Source organism: Mitsuaria sp. BK037, from assembly GCF_014193045.1.
Lineage (GTDB): Bacteria > Pseudomonadota > Gammaproteobacteria > Burkholderiales > Burkholderiaceae_C > Roseateles.
In genome coordinates, this window is sequence record NZ_JACHYS010000004.1 from 521,687 (window position 1) to 541,547 (window position 19,861).

At 73.1% G+C, this 19,861-nt stretch carries 16 protein-coding genes; 2 read left to right on the plus strand and 14 right to left on the minus strand.

Annotation, left to right across the window (positions count from 1 at the left end; translation table 11 throughout):
* The first annotated feature begins 14 nt into the window (after nucleotides 1–14).
* Together FHT37_RS23295 and FHT37_RS23300 are read left to right on the plus strand one after the other, a co-directional pair.
* Nucleotides 15–932 (plus strand): amino acid ABC transporter substrate-binding protein, encoded by a 918-nt coding sequence (locus FHT37_RS23295; protein WP_183485102.1) that lies wholly within the window; start codon nucleotides 15–17, stop codon nucleotides 930–932.
* 173 nt (nucleotides 933–1,105) lie between these two features.
* Nucleotides 1,106–2,374 (plus strand): hypothetical protein, encoded by a 1,269-nt coding sequence (locus FHT37_RS23300; RefSeq protein ID WP_183485105.1) that lies wholly within the window; start codon nucleotides 1,106–1,108, stop codon nucleotides 2,372–2,374.
* 102 nt (nucleotides 2,375–2,476) lie between these two features.
* Here the strand turns inward: FHT37_RS23300 and FHT37_RS23305 are convergent, their stop codons facing one another.
* The 14 genes from FHT37_RS23305 to FHT37_RS23370 form a co-directional block, all read right to left on the minus strand.
* Nucleotides 2,477–4,015 carry a PepSY domain-containing protein gene (locus FHT37_RS23305; protein WP_183485108.1) on the minus strand — a complete coding sequence of 513 codons (1,539 nt, stop codon included), beginning with the start codon at nucleotides 4,013–4,015 and terminating at the stop codon, nucleotides 2,477–2,479.
* Nucleotides 4,012–4,281 carry a hypothetical protein gene (locus FHT37_RS23310; protein WP_183485111.1) on the minus strand — a complete coding sequence of 90 codons (270 nt, stop codon included), beginning with the start codon at nucleotides 4,279–4,281 and terminating at the stop codon, nucleotides 4,012–4,014. Before FHT37_RS23310 ends, FHT37_RS23305 begins: the two co-directional genes overlap by 4 nt.
* A complete protein-coding gene (locus FHT37_RS23315) occupies nucleotides 4,271–4,687 on the minus strand; it encodes a hypothetical protein (RefSeq protein ID WP_221211202.1) in 417 nt (138 codons plus the stop codon). Before FHT37_RS23315 ends, FHT37_RS23310 begins: the two co-directional genes overlap by 11 nt.
* 193 nt (nucleotides 4,688–4,880) lie before the next feature.
* The gene (locus FHT37_RS23320; protein ID WP_147241267.1) at nucleotides 4,881–5,267 is read right to left on the minus strand and encodes a DUF4440 domain-containing protein; all 387 of its coding nucleotides are present in this window, start codon (nucleotides 5,265–5,267) and stop codon (nucleotides 4,881–4,883) included.
* Nucleotides 5,268–5,334: 67 nt separating this feature from the next.
* Nucleotides 5,335–6,378, minus strand: coding sequence for a nicotinate-nucleotide--dimethylbenzimidazole phosphoribosyltransferase (gene cobT, locus FHT37_RS23325; RefSeq protein ID WP_183485113.1), 1,044 nt, complete (start codon nucleotides 6,376–6,378; stop codon nucleotides 5,335–5,337).
* Nucleotides 6,379–6,417: 39 nt separating this feature from the next.
* Nucleotides 6,418–7,980, minus strand: coding sequence for a cobyric acid synthase (locus FHT37_RS23330; protein WP_255489940.1), 1,563 nt, complete (start codon nucleotides 7,978–7,980; stop codon nucleotides 6,418–6,420).
* Nucleotides 7,977–9,092 (minus strand): histidinol-phosphate transaminase, encoded by a 1,116-nt coding sequence (locus FHT37_RS23335; protein WP_183485116.1) that lies wholly within the window; start codon nucleotides 9,090–9,092, stop codon nucleotides 7,977–7,979. Before FHT37_RS23335 ends, FHT37_RS23330 begins: the two co-directional genes overlap by 4 nt.
* Nucleotides 9,089–10,081 (minus strand): adenosylcobinamide-phosphate synthase CbiB, encoded by a 993-nt coding sequence (gene cbiB, locus FHT37_RS23340; protein WP_255489942.1) that lies wholly within the window; start codon nucleotides 10,079–10,081, stop codon nucleotides 9,089–9,091. The genes FHT37_RS23335 and cbiB overlap by 4 nt, the downstream gene beginning before the upstream one ends.
* 40 nt (nucleotides 10,082–10,121) lie before the next feature.
* Nucleotides 10,122–10,691 carry a cob(I)yrinic acid a,c-diamide adenosyltransferase gene (gene cobO / locus FHT37_RS23345; RefSeq protein ID WP_147242047.1) on the minus strand — a complete coding sequence of 190 codons (570 nt, stop codon included), beginning with the start codon at nucleotides 10,689–10,691 and terminating at the stop codon, nucleotides 10,122–10,124.
* Nucleotides 10,692–10,843: 152 nt separating this feature from the next.
* On the minus strand, nucleotides 10,844–12,964 hold the full coding sequence (locus tag FHT37_RS23350) for a TonB-dependent receptor (RefSeq protein WP_221211203.1): 2,121 nt from the start codon (nucleotides 12,962–12,964) through the stop codon (nucleotides 10,844–10,846).
* A complete protein-coding gene (cobN, locus tag FHT37_RS23355) occupies nucleotides 12,961–17,223 on the minus strand; it encodes a cobaltochelatase subunit CobN (RefSeq protein WP_183485119.1) in 4,263 nt (1,420 codons plus the stop codon). Before cobN ends, FHT37_RS23350 begins: the two co-directional genes overlap by 4 nt.
* Nucleotides 17,220–17,669: a DUF2149 domain-containing protein gene (locus FHT37_RS23360; RefSeq protein WP_183485122.1), complete on the minus strand. Its 450-nt coding sequence runs from the start codon at nucleotides 17,667–17,669 to the stop codon at nucleotides 17,220–17,222. The genes cobN and FHT37_RS23360 overlap by 4 nt, the downstream gene beginning before the upstream one ends.
* Nucleotides 17,666–18,127 (minus strand): hypothetical protein, encoded by a 462-nt coding sequence (locus tag FHT37_RS23365; RefSeq protein ID WP_183485124.1) that lies wholly within the window; start codon nucleotides 18,125–18,127, stop codon nucleotides 17,666–17,668. The genes FHT37_RS23360 and FHT37_RS23365 overlap by 4 nt, the downstream gene beginning before the upstream one ends.
* Before the next feature lie 7 nt (nucleotides 18,128–18,134).
* A complete protein-coding gene (locus FHT37_RS23370; protein WP_183485127.1) occupies nucleotides 18,135–19,718 on the minus strand; it encodes a cobyrinate a,c-diamide synthase in 1,584 nt (527 codons plus the stop codon).
* Nucleotides 19,719–19,861 lie beyond the last annotated feature (143 nt).

The following is a 19,861-nucleotide window of genomic DNA, read 5'->3' on the forward strand; positions in this document are numbered from 1 at the left end:
CCCGAACTTCGACCATGTCCTCCGCGATCCGGCGCCTGAGCGGCGTCCTTGTCATGTCCGCCGCCGCGCTGACGTCGCTGTCGGCCACCGCCGCCGGCTCCACCATCGACACGATGGCCCGCATCAAGGAGACCCGCACGATCACGCTGGGCGTGCGCGAGACGTCCCGTCCGTTCTCCTTCGTCAACGAGCAGAAGCAGGGCCAGGGCTACACCGTCGAGCTGTGCCTGGCGGCCGTCGACGAGATCAAGAAGGAACTCAAGCTGCCCGAGCTGAAGGTCGAGTACGTCGTCGTCTCGGGCGCCGACCGCATCCCCAAGCTGCAGAAGGGCGACATCGACCTGGAGTGCGGCTCCACGACCAACACCAAGGCGCGGCAGGAGCAGGTCGACTTCAGCTACACCGTCTTCGTCGCCGGCATGCGGGTGCTGCTGCCCAACGGCACCCGGGTCGAGACGACCAAGGACCTGGACGGCATGACGATCGCGCTGACCAAGGGCACGACGTCGGAGAAGCTGTTCAACCAGCTGAACAAGTCGGGCGAAGCCAAGATGCAGCTGGTGCAGTACGCCAGCAACGGCGACGCCTTCAAGGCGCTGCGCGAGGGCAAGGCCCGCGCGTTCGCGCAGGACGACGCGCTGCTGCTGGGCCTGACCTCGAAGGAGAAGGCGCAGGACAGCCTGAGCCTGGGCGGCATGGCGTTCTCGGTCGAGCCCTACGGGATCATGATGCGCAAGGGCGACACCCGCCTGGGATCGATCGTGGACCGCGTGCTGAGCCGCATCTACGCCAGCGGCGAGATCGACCAGCTCTACGCCAAGTGGTTCCAGACCCCGACGCTGTCGATCCCGATGAACCGCCTGACCCGCGATGGCTTCAAGCGTCCCAACAAGGAAGCCGGCGTGGCGATGCTGCTGGGTTATTCCATCTGATCCGCGAGCGTCGCTCGAGGAACTCCGGCGGGCCTCAGGGCCCGCTTTGCATTTCTGGCACTCCCTAGGGCTGGGGAGAGGCGGACGGACGCATCGCCGTGACACTGCGCGCTCCTCGTTGCCGCAGGATCGTCATGCGCCTGGATGCCTTCCGCCGTTGCCTGATGTCGTGGATGTCACTGCTGTCATTGGTGGGGCTGATGCTCCTCGTGCTCGCCTCGCCCGCCCGCGCGTACGACGCCCCGACCGGCTGGACGATGCGCGTGGTCGACGATGGCCTGCTGCAGCAGCCGGCCGACCTGCCGCCGGGCAGGGTGATGCAGTTGTGGGCGGCGCCGCCGCTGGAGGTCGGGCGCGCCCAGGGCCTGGACGCCTTCGCGCGCATCCGTGAGCCGCTGCGCGGGCTGGGCGCGAGCGGCCAGCCCGCCTGCCGCGCGCCCGAGACGCTGACCGCCGGCGTCGTGGTGCAGAGCTGCGTGGTGACGGTGGCGGGCGCCGCCGTCGAGACCCAGGTCTACATGCGCCCGCCGCGCGACGGCAAGGTCGAATGGCTGCGCATCGCGTTCTCGCAGGAGGAGGCGCTGCTGCAGCGCTACGGCGACGGCCTGAAGTCCATCACGGGCAAGTCCAACGAGCTGTGGCCGACGCTGCGCGCGCTGGCCGGCGACGACCGCCGCCGGCGCGAGGAGGCGGAGCGCAGCGCCACGCTGGAACGCCGCGCCGCCGCCGAGCGCGCGATCCGGGCCGCGCCAGGCAAGGGCGTCGCGGACAAGGACATCGCCTTCCTGCTCTGGACCTGGTACCAGCCCAGCGGCGAGAGCCTGGTCGAGCACGTGCACCTGCTGCTCAAGGACGGCAGCGGCTACCAGCGGCTGGACCTGCCGCCCGACGAGCTCGACATGGCCGGCGCGCGCCGCTTCCAGCCCGAGCGCGTCATCCAGTGGCGCCGCCAGGGCAGCGAGTGGCAGATCCGCGACCACGACGACAAGGACTGGCGCACGGTGCAGGGCCGGCCGGCGCAGCCCGCCGAGGCGGGGCAGCGGGTGGACGGCACCTTCACCCACTCGTGGTACTCGATCCTGGGCGGCAGCAGCTCGCAGAACCGCTTCCACTTCCATGGCGACGGCCAGTTCGAGCAGAGCGGCCGCGCGGTGTTCGGCACCGGCTCGATGGCCGCCGCGGCCGGCGTGACCGGCATGGCGACGACGTCCTACTCGCGCGGCGGCAGCACGGGGACCTCGTCGGTGAGCGCCGTCGGCGCCGGCGCCGGCGGCGGGACGACGCAGCGCCGCAACGGGGCCGATTTCACCGGACGCTACCGGCTCGAGCGCTGGGCGATGGTCGTCGAGCGCGACAACGGCGAGCAGCAGCGCGTGCTGTTCGCCTTCAGCGGCCCGGAGCGGCGGTCGGTGTTCATCAAGGACACGGGCTACTCGAAGTAGCCGGCCGTCGGCTGCCGGGAGCCGGCCCCGGCCCGGCCCTCACGCCGATGCCGATGCCGATGCCGATGCCGATGCCGGTCGCGCGCTCATGCGCTCATGCGCTCATACGCCGAGCGCCCATACGCTGTGCGGCGCGCCGTTGCGGGCGCGATGCCGCGTCGCGCGGGCCAGCAGGAGCAGCAGCGCGGCGCCGAGCAGCGCCGTCAGGTCGACGGTCCACAGCAGCAGGTCGCCGCGCAGCAGGCGCGGGCCGAGCATCGCGGCGTCGGCCAGCGCGATGCAGCCGGTGAGCGCCGCGGCGGCGACGCACAGCTCGAAGGCTGCCTTCGGCAGCGGGCGGACCAGCGCCCAGAGCACGCACAGGGCCAGCACCGCGAAGTAGACCGGCTGCACCGCGTCGGCGAAACGGTCCGGCCCCAGCACCCGGGTGCCGACGAACAGCGCCGAGATGCCCGCGATGCAGCCCAGCGCCACGCCCAGCGTCAGCCGCGCCATCACGCTGGCGCGGCGCGGCTGGGCCGCTTGCTGGTGCTTGCGGCGCGATTCGACCCACAGCAGGTTGCCGCTGTAGAAGAGGAAGGCGCCGGCGAGCGCCAGCACGAAGTACACCCAGCGCAGCGCCAGTCCGCCGAAGTCGCCGTAGTGCAGGGTCTGCAAGCCGCGCAGCAGGGCGGTGCCGCTGCCGTAGCTCGTGGGCCGCTGGACCGGATGCAGCAGCGCGCCAGTAGTGCCGGACAGCTCCACGCGCGTGGCCCCGCTGAGGTGGCGTTCGTGCACGACGCCGTCGGCTTCCACCTGCGCGGCGGCGTCGCCGTGATGGCGGATGTGCAGGCGTTCGACTTCCAGTCCGGGCGCCGCCCGGGTGGCCGCGGCGACCAGTTGCTCCACGTTCAGCGGCGATGCCGGCGTGCCGCTGGCCTGGACCGGCCGCGAGAAGCCGGCCTGCGGGCCGATCAGCGCCAGCAGCTTGCCCTCGAAGACCAGGAACTGGAACGGCGCCAGCAGCAGCGTGCCGATGCACAGCACCGCGCCGCTCCAGGCGAAGACGATGTGGAAAGGCAGGGAGAGCAGCCCGACGGCGTTGTGCGCGTCCTGCCAGAGCCGCTTCAGGTTGCGGCCCCAGCGCAGAGCGAAGAGATCGCGCGCCAGCACCGGCAGGTAGATCACCAGCCCGCTGACCAGCGCCAGGCCGTAGAGCAGCGACACCACGCCCATCGTGTAGGTGCCCCAGGCGCCGGGGATGCCGACGGTGTAGTGCAGGCGGTAGATGAACTCGCCGAGCTCGCCGCGCTCCCGCTGCTCGCGGGGCTGGCCGTCGGCGCCGAGCTCGAACGACCGCCAGGTCTTCGTCGCGGGATCCTGTCCGTAGGCGCGCAGGCCGTGGCCGTCGTGGGGCAGCTGCAGGCGGATGTCGGCGGCCATCTTCGGCGCCTGCGCGAGCACGCCGTCCAGCAGCCGCTGCGCGTCGGCCAGCGTGGGCGGCGGGCCGGCCGGGGGCTCGGCGGCGGCGGACCATGCCTCGATCTCGTGATGGAACAGCGTCAGCGCGCCGGCGTAGAAGGCGATGAACAGCAGCAGGCCGGCGGCGATGCCGATGCCGCTGTGCACCGAGAGCCAGGTCTTGAGGGTCTTGGCGTTCATGCGATGCGCACCCCGCCGATGAACTTGAGTCCGTGGATCGCCGCGAAGCACAGCGCGGTGATCGCGGCCATGACGATCCAGGCGCGCGCCGCGCTGCGCAGCTGGAAGGGCAGGGCCAGCGCGCCGACCCAGACCGGGCAGGCGCAGACCAGCAGCACCAGGGTGTGGTCGCGCAGCGGGCCGGGCCACAGCAGCGCGGCCAGGCCCACCACGCCGACGGTCAGCGGCAGGCCGAGCAGGCCCGCGGCGAGGGATCTAGCCCACATCGCTGCCTCCCTGGACGTGGACGCGCCACGCGTTGACGAAAGGCAGGGCGACCGCGCCCAGCATCGCGGCGCTGAGCGCGACCGAGAACGCGGCGGTGACGCCGAGCGCGGGGACGGCCAGCAGCGTGGCGACCACGAGCAGCGCGAGCGCGGCGCAGCGCCAGCGGCGCGGCCGCGCGCTGCGGGGCCAGAGCCGCTGATGGCTGCTGGCGCGGTAGAGCGCGATCGCGGCGGCCAGCCCGACGACCGAGGCCAGCACGGCCGCCGCGTCCGGCGCGGCGAGCAGGGAATGAGGGAGGGAAAGGGGATCGGCGAGCGCGGTGTCGGCGGCGGCCCACGCGGACGTGCCGGCGAACAGGCTCAGCGCCAGCGCCCGCGAGGGGCGCGCCAGGGGCGGTCGGGACATGAGGAGCGGTCCTTGTGACAGGCGACGGCTGGCTCACTCATGTTGGCTGGCGGGGCTGGCGATTATTCCATCGCGTCGGGGGAGGTCCGCAATCTCCCTGCGGCCGGCGTGTCGCGCGCGGAAGTTGGCGTCGTCACGAGCCTTCGGGCTTTGCCGCCTCGGGGTCTCGCGGCCTCGCGGCCAAGTGGCGCCCTTACCAGGGCTGCGCCGCCGGCGTGCCCTGGTGGTAGCGCATCTGCCAGCCGTCGGCGGTCTTCAGCCACAGCGAGGACCGCAGCGTGTGGTGGACCAGCGTCCCGTCCTCCTGGCGATGCGCCGAGCGGTAGGTCAGCAGCGCCGCTTCCGGCGAGATCGGCGCGAGGCGGAAGTCGTCGGGCACGACCTTGGGCGGCTCATGGTCGTCGGCCAGCCACGCGATGATCGTCGGCCGGTCGTACTGGCGACCGGAGCGGCCGACCTCGTGGAAGTCGGGATGCAGCAGCTGAGAGAGCCGCTCGGCGCTGCAGCGCACGCCGGGGTGGTGCAGCTCGACCTCCAGCGCGCGGAGGGTGTCGAGCAGGGAGCGGTCGGTCTCGGGCATGGGCGTCAGGCGTCAGGCGGGATGCGGAGAGGCGAGGATACCGGCCGCGCCGCTCAGGCCCTGTCGCTCACGCCTTGTCACTCACCCCCGCCGAGTCGAAGCTCGCCATCTCGTCGAGCAGGCGGCAGGCCGATGCCAGCAGCGGCCAGGCCAGCGCCGCGCCGGAGCCCTCGCCCAGGCGCAGGCCCAGGTCCAGCAGCGGCTCGGCCTGCAGCGTGTCCAGCATCAGCCGGTGTCCCTGCTCGTTGGAGCGGTGCGCGAAGACGCAGCGCTCCAGCACCGCCGGCTGCAGCGTCGAGGCCACCAGCACCGCCGCGCCGGTGATGAAGCCGTCCACCACGATCACCCGGCGCTCCTGCGCCGCCTGCAGCACAGCGCCCACCATCATCGCGATCTCCAGGCCGCCCAGCGCGGCCAGCGCCGCCAGCGGCTCGGTCGCGCGCGGATGCTTGTCCAGGGCGCGCGTCAGCACCTCCAGCTTGTGGCGCAGCTGCGCGTCGTCCAGGCCCGTGCCGCGACCGACGCAGGCCGCCAGCGCATGCCCGCCCAGCCGCGACAGCAGCAGCGCCGCCGACGAGGTGTTGCCGATGCCCATCTCGCCCAGCAGCAGCACATTGCCCGGGCGCTTCTGCAGCAGCGTCTTGCCCGCCGCGATCGCGGTGGCGCATTCGTCCGTCGTCATCGCCGGGCCGTCCAGCATGTCGCGGCTGCCCATGCCGATCTTGGCGATCAGCAGGCCCGGCCTCGGCTCGAAGACATGGCGCACGCCGGCATCGACGATGCTCAGCTGCAGCCCGTGCTGGCGCGCCAGCACCGACACCGCCGCGCCGCCCGCCAGGAAGTTCTCCACCATCTGCCAGGTCACGTCCGGCGGATAGGCCGAGATGCCGTGCGCCGCCAGCCCGTGGTCGGCCGCGAAGACCATCAGCTGCGGATCGACCAGCCGCGGCTGCTCGGTGCCCAGGATCAGGCCCAGGCGCAGCATCAGCGACTCCAGCCGGCCCAGCGAGCCCAGCGGCTTGGTCTTGCGGTCGATGCGGTGGCGCAGCGCCGCGGCCAGCGCGTCGTCGTGCAGCGAAGGGATCGCGGGGATCAGGTCTTGCGTGGTCATGCGGACTTCTTGTGACGTCAAGGAAGAGGGGCGCGTCGCTCAGCGTGAGGCCGCGGGCGTCGATGTGCGTGGGGGTGGCGGCGAGGACGAAGGCGCCGGCGACAGCAGGCCCGCCAGCGCGCCGGGTTCGAAGTGGCGATCGACGTAGTCGGCCAGTTCGTCGAAGACCTGGTCGAGCGGGCGGACCGGCCGGTCGAACAGCGCGGTCAGGACCCGCTCGTCCTCGAAGAGGCCGTGCAGGTAATGGCCGAGCACCGGCCCGTGCTGCCAGCCGACCGGCTCGCCGAGCTCGTCGAACAGCACCGGCCGCGCCTCGGGCAGGGCGGGGTGTTGCGCGGTGCGGCCGTGATGGATCTCGTAGCCGCGCGCCGGCTGTCCGCCAAGCGCCGACCACGGCGCCGCCAGCGCCGGCGCGAAGCGGCAGCGGCTCTCGCGCAGCAGCTTGTCGCGCTCGAACAGCGTCACCAGCGGCAGCAGCCCCAGGCCCGGGGCGTTGCCGTCCAGGCCATGCGGGTCGACCAGCGCCTCGCCCAGCATCTGCAGGCCGCCGCAGATGCCCAGCACCGGCCGGCCGGCCGCCGCGTGCGCCGCGATCGCCACGTCCAGCCGCTGCGCGCGCAGCCAGGCCAGGTCCGCCGCCACCGCCTTCGAGCCCGGCAGCACGATCCAGTCCACGCCGTCGAGCTCGGCCGGCGAGCGGGCCCAGCTCAGCCGCACGTCGGCCAGGTTGCGCAGCGGCTGGAACTCGTCCAGGTTGGACAGGCGCGGATAAGCGACCACCGCGATGCGCAGCGCGCGGCCGCCGCCGGTGCCGCCGGTGGCGCGGTCGTCGAAGACGCTGTCCTCCTCCGGCAGGCCATGGCCGCGCCACATCGGCAGCGTCGCGAGCGTCGGGACGCCGGTCAGCTGCGCCAGCATCTCCGGCCCCGGCGACAGCAGCGAGGCATCGCCGCGGAAGCGGTTCAGCACGAAGCCGCGGATCAGCGCGCGCTCGTCGGCCGGCAGCAGCTGGTGCGTGCCGTACAGGTGCGCGAAGGCGCCGCCGCGGTCGATGTCGGTCACCAGCAGGCAGGCCGCGCCGGCCTCGCGGGCGGTGCGCATGTTGACGTAGTCGCTGCTGTGCAGGTTGATCTCGGCGGGCGAGCCGGCGCCTTCGATGACGACCACATCGTTCTCGTCCAGCAGCGCGTGCAGCGCGCCGCGCGCGCGGAGCCAGAGCGCCTCGCTGCGCTCGCGCCAGGGCGCGCGGCTCAGCGCCTCGTCGACCTCCCCCAGAACCACCACCTGCGAGGCCGTGTCCTTCTCCGGCTTGAGCAGCACCGGATTCATGCGCACCTCGGGCCGCGCGCGGGCGGCCAGCGCCTGGAAGTACTGCGCGGCGCCGATCTCGCCCTGCCGGCCGCCGAGGCCGGGCACGACGCGCGCGTTGTTGCTCATGTTCTGCGCCTTGTACGGCGCGACGCGCAGCCCCTGGCGCGCATACCAGCGGCACAGCGCCGTGGTGAGGAAGCTCTTGCCGGCGCCGCTGGTGGTGCCCAGCACCATGACCGCACGGCCGCGGCCGGTGGTCGCGCGGGGGCGATCGTTGTCGTCGCCGCTCATTGCGTGGTCTCCACCGGCACGGTCGTGTCGAACGCGCCATGCACCGACGGCGCCGCGGGCAGCGCCCGATGCCCGCCGAAGGTCTGCATCGCCGCCGTCAGCGCGTCGACGGCTTCCGGCGCCTGCACCGACACCCGCACCAGGCCCGGCAGGCCGAAGGAGCTGGCGTCGCGGAGCTTGATCCCCAGCGCCCGCAGGCCTTCGAGCAGCGGCTCCGGCGTCGCCAGCCACGGCGCCGGCAGCGCCGCGAGCCAGAAGTTGGCGACGCCGCCGTCGATCTGGTCGAAGCCCAGCGCCGCCATCCGGTCCCACTGCGCGGCGCGCCACTCGCGCAGCAGCGGCAGCGAGGCCTCGAGCTCGTCGCGGATCGCCGGCGTGGTCCAGGCCTCGAGCAGCGCCTGGCCTTCGGCCGACAGCACCCAGCTGGGCGCCAGTTCCGCGACGCGGTCGACCCAGAGGCCGTCGCGCGGCCCGAGCAGGTAGGCGCCGCGCACGCCGGTCATGCCCAGCGCCTTGTTGGGACAGACCAGGCGCCAGGCGCCGTCGGCGATGGCCTGAGGCAGCGCGCAGCCGCCTCCCAGGCGCAGCGCGCCGTAGGCCTGGTCGACGACGAGTTGCGAGCCGCTGTGGCCCAGCGCGAGCGCGACCGCGGTCCATTCCGCCGCACCGAAGCTGGCGCCGGTGGGGTTGTTGGGATCGCAGACCCAGACCAGCGACGGCAGGGTCAGCGTGTCGGCGAGCTGGAAGGCGTCCTCATAAGCGCACACCTGCAGGCCCAGCGCGTGCGCGGCGGCGGCGTAGTCGCCGAAGCCGGGCTGCGGCACGCACACGCGGGTCACGCCCGACAGCATCGCGGCCAGCGTCAGGCGGCGGATCGCCTCCGAGCCGCCGGAGGCCGGCAGCACGCGGTCGGCATCGACGCCGTGCCAGTCGCCCAGGCGCGCGCGCAGCGCCGCGTAGGCGGGATCGGGATACCGCAGCCGGTCCGCGCGCAGCACCGCGTCGAGCGCGGCCGGCGGCGGGCCGAGCGGATGGGCGTTGGTGGAGAAGTCGTGGCGCACGGGCGGGCCGGCGTCGGTGCCGCCGTGCAGCGGCAGGGGGAAGCGGCTCATCGCGGGCCTCCGAGGATCAGGGCCAGGCCGAGGCCCGGCGCGAACGCGCCGCGCAGCGCCGCGGCGCCGAGCGCCAGCAGCGCCGCCAGGCCCAGCAGCGCGCCGGCCGCGAGGCGCTGTGCGGCGCCGATGTCGCCGGCGACCACGGGCGTGCCGGACGGGTTCAGGGTGTAGTGGCCGGGTTTGCTCAGCAGCCGGTCGAGCCGCAAGGCCATCGCGCCCATCGGCCAGCCGCCGTTGGGCGAGGGCGTGCGGGCGGCTTCGCGCCGCAGGGACGCGAGCAGCGCCGGCCGCAGCGCGATGAGGGCCAGGCCGGTCAGCCGCGCGGGGATCCAGGACAGCAGGTCGTCGGCGCGCGCGGCCCATTTGCCGGCCCATTCCCAGCGACCGCGATAACCCCACATCGCATCGGCGGTGTTGGCGAAGCGGTAGGCGGCCGCGCCCGGCAGGCCGGCGACCATGAACCAGAACAGCGGCGCCACGACCGAATCGTTGAGGTTCTCGGCGAGCGTCTCGATGGCGGTCTCGCGCACCTGCACCGGCGAGAGCGCGCGCGTGTCGCGGCTGACGAGGCGGGACAGGCGGGCGCGGCCATCGTCGAGCGAGCGCGCCAGCGCGGTCTCGACGGCGCCGACCTCGTCGCGCAGCATGCGCCAGGCCAGCATCGGCTTGAGCGCGAGTCCTAGCAGCAGGGCCGCGGCGCCCAGGCGCCAGCCGCCGAGCCACGGTTCCAGGCCGGCGATGATGGTGTGCTCGATGGCCCAGGCGGTGAGGGCGGCCAGGAGAAGGCCGATCGTCCAGGCGAGTGCGCCGCCGAGGAAGGCGGCCTTGGGCGACATCGCGCACAGCCGGTCGCCGAAGAGCGCCAGGAAGCGGCCCATGCCGACGACGGGATGCACGGCGGCCGGTGGCTCGCCGAACCAGCGGTCGATCAGCAGGGCGATCGGGATCGCGAGAGCGAGCAGCCAGGGCATGGGAAGCGTGGACATCTTGGCGCGGGCGGGCGAAATCAGGCGCGCAGCTTAGCCGTCAATCCTCGATGCCCCGCTGGGCGGGGACACCGGCCTTGAAGTGATGCTTGACCATCGTCATCTCGGTGACGGTGTCGGCCAGGTCGATCAGCTCCTGCGGCGCGCCGCGACCGGTCAGGCAGACATGCACATGGGGCGGCCGCTCGCGCAGCGCCTGCAGGACCGGCTCCAGCGGCAGCCAGCCGTAGCGCAGCGGATACATGATCTCGTCCAGCACGACCAGGAAGTGCTCGCCGCCCAGGATGGTCGCCTTCGCGCGCTCCCAGCCGTCGCGCGCCAACTGCGCCGAGTGATCCAGGTCCTTGCTCTTCCACGAGAAACCATCGCCGAGCCCCTCGATCGGCACGCCGATCTGCTCGAACAGCCGGTGCTCGCCGAAGCGCGCGCTCGGCACCTTCATGAACTGGTAGATGTGGACCCGCTTGCCGCGGCCATGCGCCCGCAGCGCCAGGCCGAAGGCGGCCGTGCTCTTGCCCTTGCCGTTGCCGGTGTGGACCAGCACCAGGCCGCGGCGCTCGCCGCTGGGGATGATGCGTTCGCGGTCGACGGGCGGTTGTTCGATTTCCATGTCGTGCTCCGAAAGAGAGAGACCGTGACCCCACTCCCGCTTGCCGGAAAAGAGGTCATCGACGATTGACTCGGTGAACCCCCTCTCCCGCTTGCGGGAGAGGGAGGGGTGAGGGCCAGCGGTGTTGGCAGTGCCGAGGACTCCTCAAGCGATCAGATCCGCGCCCGCAAGCTGAGGCGGAAGGTGCGCGGCTCCATCGGATGGACGAGCCGGCCGTCGATCCCCGCACCGCCATTGCAGCCCGCGCCTTCGGCCCGCGTGCAGGCGGCGCCCCAATACTCGATGTCGTTGGCCTTCGTGTTGAAGACGTTCAGCACATCCAGCCCCACCTGCCAGCGCTCGCTGACCTGGTACCCGAGCCGCCAGTTGGCGGTGAACACCGCCTTGGACTGCTGCGTGCCGGTCTCCTCGAGCGCATAGGCGCCCAGGTAGCGCAGCTTGACGCCGCTGGACCATCGCCCCGCCGGCGCCCAGTTGGCCGACAGCGAGGCCGAGACCGGCACCGCGTTGGGCACGCGCCGGCCGCTGCCGAATTCATTCGAGGTCGCTTCGACGAAGCGCGCCCGCGACCAGGCGAGGTCCGCGTCGATCAGCCAGTCGCGGCCGACCTGCACGTCGTTGGACCACTCCAGGCCGAGTCGCCGCGACGCGCCGCGTGCCTCGGTCACGCCCTCGTCGCCGACGAAGACCAGCTCCGACGCCAGCCGGGCCTGCCACAGCGCCAGGCTGGTGGTCCAGCCCGACGCCGGCCGGGTGCGCAGGCCCAGTTCGGTGCTTTGCGTGCGGGCCAGCAGCGGCAGCGTGTCGGCCGGGCTGCCGTCGGCGGGATTGGTCGTCATCGTCGCGCCGCGCGCGTCGTTGGAGCGGAAGGCGCGCGCCCAGTGCAGGTAGAGCTCGGTGTCCGACGCGACCCGCACGATCAGGCCCAGCTTCGGGCTGAACTGCGACTGGCTCGCCTTGCCGCCATTGCCGAGGTTGAACTCGCCGCCGGTGGGCGTGACCGTCGCCCGCATCGTGTCCCAGCGCGCGCCGACGGTGCTGCGCAGCCAGCCGGTCCAGCGGCTGCCCCATTCGACGAAGGCGCCGGCGTTGTCCTGCGTGACGCGGTCCTCGCGCACGGTGTGCGTGCGGACCCGGCCGACGGTGTCGTACAGCCCGAGCGTGCCGATCCGGTCATGGCGCCATTGCAGGCCCCAGGTCAGCGTCTGGTCGGCGGGCAGCCAGGCGGCCGGCAACTGGTGCTTGAGCGATCCGCCCCAGAGCCGGCGGTGGTCCGCCTGCTCGTGCTGGTCGCCGTCCGGGCCGTTGATGAAGCCCGACGGCGCGGAGAACAGGTTGAGCGCGTAATCGATCACCCAGGCCTGCGCGGTCCACTGGCCGCCGCCCTGGTTGTAGGCGAGCGCGCCGCTCAGGCTGTGGCGGTGGGTGCGGCCGCCGTCGTCGGGCGAGAGCGTGCCGTAGCGGCCGATCTCGCCGCTGTCGATGGCGCGCTCGGGCACGTGCTCGCTGGCGCGCCAGCCGGCGCTGTAGCTCAGCAGGTCGACCTGCGCGCCGTTGCGCTCGTCGCCGCGCGTCAGCCGCAGCACCGCGTTGCGACGGTGCAGGTCCTCGGGCTGATCCCAGGGACCGTCGTACCGGCTGCCCTCGACGGCGCCCAGCAGCGTCCAGCCGCCGCCCACCCGCGTGCTGCCGGCGGCCAGCGCGCGCTGGTAGCCGTAGGGGCCGGCGGTGAGCTGCGCATAGGGGCGCTCGATCTCGCCCAGGTAGCCGATGCGCGAGGCGCCGGTGGTGGCGAAGTCGCCGTCCTCGGCGGCGAAGGCACCCTTGCGGTAGCGCAGGCTCTCGACCAGCTCGGGGATCAGGAAGTTCAGGTCCATGTAGCCCTGGCCGTGCGCATGGCTGGCCATGTTCACCGGCATGCCCAGGACGAAGGTCGCGAAGTCGCTGCCGTGGTCGAGGTTGTAGCCGCGCAGGAAGTACTGGTTGGCCTTGCCGTCGCCGCTGTGCTGGGTGACGGTCATGCCGGGCATCGCCTCCAGCAGCTCGGCCGGGCGCAGCAGCGGGCGCAGCGCCAGGCGCTCGACGCCGACCTCGCCCTCGGAGGCGCTGCCCGCTTCGCCGAGCTGCGCGCGGCTGCTGATGCGGACGGTGTCCAGCGTGCCCGATGGGTCGGCCTGCGCGACGGCGCCCGTCGCCGTTGTTGCCATCGCGATGGCGATGGCCACGGCGGTCGGGCGATGTGCCCGCAGTGCGTGGGAGTCGTTGACGTTCATGCAGTCCCCTGCGGGATCAAGTTGTTGTTGTCGTTGTCGGTGCGATGGGTCGCCGCCCGTCGCGCCTGCCACATCGCGCCGGCGCTCATCAGCAGCGCCATCGCGACCCACGCGAGCGCCTGCTCGAGCGAGCGCTGCGTCGCCGCGCGCGGCTCGGGCTTCGGCGCGTCGGGCACGCGCTGCAGCGCGAGGCCGCGCACGGTCGGCACCGGCGGCGTCGGCGGCGTCGGCGGCGTCGGCGGCACGACTGCGGGGGCGCTGTCTGGTGCCTTCGCCGCGAGGCGAGGCGCGGCCGCCGGCGCGACCGGCAGCGCGGGCACCGCCTGCGGCAGTTGATCCGCCGTCCAGCGCCGCACGGCCGCCAACTCGTTGCTCAGCGGCGCGTCCTTCGTCAGCTCGCGGTACAGCGCGGCGAGCCCCTGCTTCGTCTGCGCGTCCGGCTGCCAGTAGCCCATGCGCTCGGCCTGCACCAGCCGCTCCAGCGCCTGCGCGTAGGCCTGCGGGTTCTGCTTGAGCCACGCGGGCACGCCGAGCTGGTGCTTGTCCTTCACCAGCACGTCGTAGAAGCTCTGCCAGTGGTAGGCGCGCACCGTGCCCGGCGCGATGCTCTGCCAGCCGAAGCTGTACTGCACCGCCTTGAGCACCTGCAGCGCGCCCGCCCAGCCCTCGGCCTGCTGCGCCTTCAGCCAGCCGGGATGCAGGTAGCGGCTCTGCATCTCCAGTGCGATCGCCTGCGTGGCGGTCTCGGTGTGCGCTTCGGCGGCGTCCTGCAGCTGGCTCACGTGCAGGGCCAGGCCCTTCGTGTTGCCGGCGACCCGCGCGGCCGCGGCCAGCCCGCCGAGGTACTGGAACGGATCGTCGCTGCTGACCATCGCGTAGAGGTGGCTGCTGCGCGACATCAGCGCCGCGTCGGTGTGGCGCAGGTGCGCGCCCAGCGCCTGGCGCGCCTGCCCCGCGGGCACGGCGAGCGGCTCGCCGTCGACATAGGGCTGGCTCATCGTCGAGAGGAACAGCTGGCCCAGCCGCGGATCGGGCCGGCCGTCGCCGCCCTGCAGGCCGTTGTCCTGCACCGCGTCGGCGATGCCGGTGCCGTAGTCGCCGGCCGGATTGCCGAAGACGCGGGCCTGCGCCAGCGTCCGGGCCTGCGCCGCCGGCAGGCCGGCCTGGCGCAGCTCGGCCGCGATGACGCGGTTGTTGGCGGCGATGGCGTTGTCCGCCTCGGCCTCGCCGGCCGCGGCGACCGCCTGGTCCACCAGCTTCATCAGCGCCGGGAACTGGTCGCGGTAGGAGCCGGTGATCGACAGCAGCACGTCCACCCGAGGCCGGCCCAGCTCGGCGAGGCTCAGCAGCCGGATCGAGGTCGGACGGCCGGTGGCGTCCCACACCGGCGTCGCGCCCAGCGCCACCAGCGCCTGCGCCTCCATCACGCCCTGATGGCGCAAGGTCTCGCCGGCCCACAGCGACAGCGCCAGCCGCGTCGGCGCCGCGCCGGCCCGGGCCTGCTCCTCGTACCAGCGCTTGAACAGCGCTTGCGCCGCCTCGAAGGCCTGGCGCGTCGGCAGCCGCGCGGGGTCGAGCCCGGTGAGGTTGCGGCCGGTCGGCAGGCTCTCTGGATTGCGCAGCAGGTCGCCGCCGTAGGCCGCCGGGATGAAGCGCCCATCGAGCGCGCGCAGCAGGCCGGGCATCTCGCCTTCGGTCGACAGCCGCGTGGCCATCTCCTGCGCCCGCAGCGCGAGCTGGTACAGCGCCGCCTGGTCGATCGGCTTGCGCGCCGCGCGGTTGGGCACGAAGCCGTCGCCGCAGGTCACCGGGAGGGCGTGCGCGGCGCTGGCGCTGCCCGCCGGCGTCGACGCCGCGGACGTCGCACCCACAGACGCGGACGCCGCCGCAGCTGCTGCGTGTTTCGCCTCGGCCGCCACGGCCGATGCCGCCGATGCCGCCGCCGGCGTGCCGACGGCCACGCAGGCGGAGGGTCGCAGGTCGAGCTGGCTGGCCGCCTGCGCGTCCTTCAGCGCGACATCGAGCCAGCGGGCCGGCCGCGCCTTCGCGACGCCCTCGTGGTTGATCAGGAAGGCCTCGTCGATGTCCTCGCCCAGCGCCTCGATCAAGGGCACGCGCAGCAGCTGCAGGATCGAGCCGCGGCGCTGGTCCTCGTCGGGGACCACGCCGAAGACCGCCAGCCCCTTGGGCTGCGAGCTCTGCGCCAGGCGGTCCAGGTAGGGATGCAGCAGCTCCAGGAAACCGCTGAAGTCGGCCGCGATCCGCTCGGCGCTCCAGCCCAGGTCGCGGTGCAGGTTGTGCTCGACGAACTGCTGCAGCATGCGGCGCTCCAGCCCCTGGCGCGTCGGGCCGGGATCGACCGTCTCCCACTCGTGCATCAGCTCATGCATGTGGGCCATGCCCGCGTTGAAGCCCGCCGGCGCGAAGCTCGGCGTGCGGTGGCTCACCATCAGCGCGCGGCCGCGGCGCTTGGCGGTGAGCGCCTCGCCGAGGTTGTCGACGATGTAGGGATAGATCACCGGCGTGTCGCCCAGCGGCAGCCAGACCGGGTCCCACACGTCGGGACCGCGCAGCTTGCCCGGCGCCCACTCCTGCGTGCCGTGCGTGCCGAAATGGAGGATCGCGTCGGCCTGCCGCGCCCACAGGTAGGTGGCGAGGTAGTGATGCGACAGCGGCGTGCGGCTGCGATGCATGAAAGGATCCTGGCCGTTGCGCAGGGTCTCCTCGCGCGGCGGCTGCGGCAGCACGGTCAGCGCGCCGAGCTTCAGGCGCGGGATGACGAAGACCGGCTCGCCGCGCTGCCGCACGACATAGCGGCTGCTCGCGGGCGGGCCCCACTTCGCGACGATGGGATCGCGCACCGCGGCGGGTAGCGTGTCGAACCAGGCGGTGTAGCGCGCGAGCGGCAAGGCCTCGGCCTGGTCGGCGTCGAGCAGGGCCTGCAGGTCGGTGCCGGGGTAGTAGGCCGAGAGCAGCGGCTTGAGGCCGGCGATCCAGTCCGCCTCCGCCTTCGGCGTGACGGCGTAACCGGCGTCCTTCAGCCCCTCGCTGACGCGCGCGAGGCTGCGCGGCACGTTGAGGAAGGAGGCGCCGAAGTTGCTGCCGCCGGGCGGATAGTTGTAGACGAAGGCCACCAGCCGCTTGTCGGCGTTGGCCCGGGTCTGCAGCGCGATCCAGCGCGCCGCCTTGCCGGCGACGCTGGCAGCCTGGCGGTCGATGAGTTCGGGCTCGCCCCGTTTCGGATGGGCGACGACGACGACCGGATCGATCAGGCCCGCCGCCTCCGGCTGCGCGAAGTAGAACGGGATGTCGGCTTGCGAGAGGCCGGTCTCGCTGCCTTCCCAGGCCGCGGCCTGGTCCTGCCGGTAGGGCTGCGTCTGCAGCACCGGCACGCCCCAGCGCTCGAAGGTGGGCTGCAGGCTGGCGCCCTGCGGCAGCAGGCTGTGGTTGACGATCACGCGGGCCTGGACCTGGCCGTCGCGCTCCAGCAGCGCCGACAGCGGCTGGTCGCTGAGCTGGCCGCTGAAGGCGGCGTAGGCGAGCAGGCCGCGCTCGCGGAACATCGCGAGCCAGCGGTCCAGCCAGGCGGTGTTGCCTTGGACGAAGTGGTAGCGGTGCAGCAGCAGCGCCACGGGCTCGCCGCGCAGGCCCTGCTGCGCGGCCCAGGCGCGGAACTCGGCGGCGTCGGCGAAGAGCCGCGGCGCGCCGGGGTAGTGGATGCCGCGCTGCGGGATCAACTGCGGTGGGCCGAGGTCGGGTGCGGGCGCGCCCGCGAGCTGCGCCCGCGCGAGCGCGAAGGCGATGCGCGTGTTGGTCGGTCCGCCGGCCTGCAGGTAGGCGCGCAGGCTGCGGTCGCTAGGGGTGGGCTCGCCGGCGGGGATCCACAGCACTTGTGTCTCCGGCCTGCCGACGCGCCGCAGCGCGGCGTCGACGATCGGGCGCAGCCGCGCCTCGGCGGTCGCATGCGGGATGTCGACCCAGACCAGCGCGGCCTCGCGCAGCGCGCGGTCGAGCGCGGGATCCTGCTCGATGGGCGCGCCGCGCAGCGGGTATTCGATCTGCCGGACTGCGAAGCCGGCGGCCTTTCCCTCGCGCTCGAGCAGCGCGTGCTTGGCCGCGGGCGTGATGTCGACGCTGAGGAAGAGCACCGGAGTGCCGGCGGCCGCGCCTCCGGCGCCCGCCGACGCGCATGACGCCGCCGCGCAGAAGCTCAGGGCCGCGGCCGCGAGGCGGCGGGCCAGCAGGGCGCGGACGCTCATGGTTGTGGCGTTCCGGCCGTCGTCGGCGCGGGGGCCGCCGCGGCGCCGCGACCGCCGCCCGCAGCAGGGCTCGTGGGACCGGCCGGCGTGGCCGCGGGCGAGCCGCCCGGCGTTCCGGCCGCGCCAGCCTCACCGGCTTCGGGCACGTAGATGATGGAGCCGTCCTTCATCTTGTAGGCGACGCCGGCGCGCTCCCCCTGACCTTCGGCGCTGCCGCCGTTGCCGCGGTACTTGATCTCCTGCCCGTCCTTGCGGACGACGATCTCCATGCCCGGTTGACCGGGGTTGCGGATCACCGTTTCGTTCGCATGCGATTGCTGCTGCAGCGCGACCGCCGTCAGCAGCGCGACGACCAGCACCAGGAACACGTCCACCAGGTTCACCGCGGACAGCATCGGGTCGTCGTCCTCCTCGGCGAGGATGGACAGGCGGCGGCCGGTGCTCATGCCCAGCCCTGTTCGGTCTTGATCGCCAGCAGCTCGGCCAGCAGCCAGCGGCGGCGGATCGAGTAGACGACCAGCGCGATCGCCGCCGCGGCCAGCGCGAGCACGACGCCCGAGAAGGCCGAGCTGAACACCGCCAGCGCCTGCTGGCCCTGGCCGGCCGCGACGCTCTGCAGCGCCGGGCCCAGCGGGACCATGGTCGCGATCAGGCCCAGCAGCGGGGCGACGCGGCCCAGCAGGCGCGGCGCCTCCAGGCGACGCACGACCTGCAGCTCCAGCGTCTCGAGCGAGCTGCCGACCGGCACCTGCAGCAGCCGGTAGCCGGGACGGCGGCGCTGCACGGCTTCCATCAGCGTGGCGCCGGCGCTCCACAGCGCATAGACGAAGCCCAGGGCGACGAGGATGAGCACCGGCCACAGCAGGGCCTGCGCGATGTGGGCGAATCCGGATTCGAGCAGCATGGGGAACTCAGTTCGTGGCAAGGGGATGGGGGTGGGCGGGGGCCGCATCGGCGGTGGGAGCGGTCGCGGTGACGGCAGCGGTTGCGATGGCAGCGTGGGCGTCAGCGGTGGCGGCGGTCGCGGTGGCGCCGCCGAAGAACGCGGCGACGGCGGCCGGGTTCGAAGGGAAGTAGTGATGCACGTAGCTCGCCCGCAGCGAGCCCGCGATGTAGAGCGCCTCGGCCGCGCGGCCGGCGTTGGGATTGCGCGCGGTGGCCACCGGCGACCACGGCGTCGCCATCGTCGAGTAATGGAAGGTGTGGCCCCGCAACTCGCCCTCCGGCCAGTCGAGCGACTGCAAGCCCAGCGCAGCCAACCGCTTCTGCATCGAGGCACGGCCCGGCATCAGGCCCGCCATCGGATGGACTGCCCCGTCGGCATCGCTCAGCTCATCCAGCAACACCAGCATCCCGCCGCATTCGGCGAGCAGCGGCTTGCCCGCCGCCAGGTGCGCGGCCAGGTCGCTGAAGAAGCCCGCATGCGCCCGCAGCGCCGCGGCGTGCAGCTCGGGATAACCGCCCGGCAGCCACACGGCCTCGCACGCGGGCAAGGGCTCGCCGGCGATCGGGCTGAACGTCAGGACCTCCGCGCCAAGCGCGCGAAGGAGGTCGAGATTGGCGGGGTAGATGAAGGAGAAACACGCGTCGCTCGCCACGGCGATGCGTCGGCCGGTGAGCGGCAAACCCGCCTCCACGGGACCGAGCGCCGGACGGACGACCGGGGGCCCCTTTTCTCCATCTCCTACCTTTGCTTGCCTACCGGCAAGCAAATTCCTCCCTTGAGTTCCGAAAAGGGGCCCCCGGTCGCCCGTCCCACCACCATCGAGGACTTCGACGGTCAGCGTGGCAGGCGTGTGGGGCGGTGCGGCTTCGGGCAGGGATGTCGATGTGCGGGCGGCAGCCGCGGGGGTGGCCAGGGCGGTGCCTGCGTCCCAGGCATCGGCCCAGGCGTCCAGCTGCGCGTCGATGTCGGGGAGCTCCAGCGCCTGCACCAGGCCCAGGTGGCGCTCGGGGAGCGAGAGCGAGGCGTCGCGCTTGAGCGCGGCAATCAGCGGCAGGTCGGCAGGCAGGGACTCGCCGACCATGCGCGCATGCGCGTCGCTGCCCACCCGGTTGGCGATCACACCCACCACCCGGATGTCGTCGCGGAAGCGCGCCAGGCCCGTCGCCAGCGCGCCGAAGGTCTGCGCCATCGCGGAGGCATCCATCACCGCGATCACCGGCAGGCCGAAGGCCGCCGCCAGGTCCGCGCTGCTGGGCTTGCCGTCGAACAGGCCCATCACGCCCTCGACCAGTACCAGATCCGATTCGCGCGACGCCTGCGCCAGCAACTCGCGGCAGTGCGCCTCGCCGCCCATGAAGAGGTCGAGCTGGTAGACGGTGTGGCCGCTGGCGCGGGCGAGCACCATCGGGTCCAGGTAGTCCGGGCCGGTCTTGAAGACGCGCACGCGCAGGCCGCGCCGGCGCGCCGAGCGCGCAATGGCCGCGGTGACGCTGGTCTTGCCCTGGCCAGAAGCCGGCGCGCTGATCAGGAAGGCGGGGCAGTCGGTCATCGCGGCATCGGCTCCGTCGTTGTCGTTGTCCTCGTCGTCTTCGTCTTCGCGTCGTGCATCGGGCGCTGTCTTTCCCCCTCTCCCGCGGAGTGGGAGAGGGCAGGGGTGAGGGTCTTCCACCGGCAGCGCAGCGTCGATGGTTG

Excerpts from the sequence above, each read along its gene's own strand:
- cbiB (WP_255489942.1), bottom strand. The coding sequence starts at position 10,081 with ATGTCCACGCTTCCCATGCCCTGGCTGCTCGCTCTCGCGATCCCGATC.
- FHT37_RS23330 (WP_255489940.1), bottom strand. The coding sequence starts at position 7,980 with ATGAGCGGCGACGACAACGATCGCCCCCGCGCGACCACCGGCCGCGGC.
- FHT37_RS23370 (WP_183485127.1), bottom strand. The coding sequence starts at position 19,718 with ATGACCGACTGCCCCGCCTTCCTGATCAGCGCGCCGGCTTCTGGCCAG.
- cobO (WP_147242047.1), bottom strand. The coding sequence starts at position 10,691 with ATGGAAATCGAACAACCGCCCGTCGACCGCGAACGCATCATCCCCAGC.
- FHT37_RS23360 (WP_183485122.1), bottom strand. The coding sequence starts at position 17,669 with ATGAGCACCGGCCGCCGCCTGTCCATCCTCGCCGAGGAGGACGACGAC.
- FHT37_RS23295 (WP_183485102.1), top strand. The coding sequence starts at position 15 with ATGTCCTCCGCGATCCGGCGCCTGAGCGGCGTCCTTGTCATGTCCGCC.
- FHT37_RS23310 (WP_183485111.1), bottom strand. The coding sequence starts at position 4,281 with ATGTGGGCTAGATCCCTCGCCGCGGGCCTGCTCGGCCTGCCGCTGACC.
- FHT37_RS23365 (WP_183485124.1), bottom strand. The coding sequence starts at position 18,127 with ATGCTGCTCGAATCCGGATTCGCCCACATCGCGCAGGCCCTGCTGTGG.
- cobN (WP_183485119.1), bottom strand. The coding sequence starts at position 17,223 with ATGAGCGTCCGCGCCCTGCTGGCCCGCCGCCTCGCGGCCGCGGCCCTG.
- cobT (WP_183485113.1), bottom strand. The coding sequence starts at position 6,378 with ATGACCACGCAAGACCTGATCCCCGCGATCCCTTCGCTGCACGACGAC.
- FHT37_RS23315 (WP_221211202.1), bottom strand. The coding sequence starts at position 4,687 with ATGTCCCGACCGCCCCTGGCGCGCCCCTCGCGGGCGCTGGCGCTGAGC.
- FHT37_RS23335 (WP_183485116.1), bottom strand. The coding sequence starts at position 9,092 with ATGAGCCGCTTCCCCCTGCCGCTGCACGGCGGCACCGACGCCGGCCCG.
- FHT37_RS23305 (WP_183485108.1), bottom strand. The coding sequence starts at position 4,015 with ATGAACGCCAAGACCCTCAAGACCTGGCTCTCGGTGCACAGCGGCATC.
- FHT37_RS23320 (WP_147241267.1), bottom strand. The coding sequence starts at position 5,267 with ATGCCCGAGACCGACCGCTCCCTGCTCGACACCCTCCGCGCGCTGGAG.
- FHT37_RS23300 (WP_183485105.1), top strand. The coding sequence starts at position 1,106 with ATGTCACTGCTGTCATTGGTGGGGCTGATGCTCCTCGTGCTCGCCTCG.
- FHT37_RS23350 (WP_221211203.1), bottom strand. The coding sequence starts at position 12,964 with ATGAACGTCAACGACTCCCACGCACTGCGGGCACATCGCCCGACCGCC.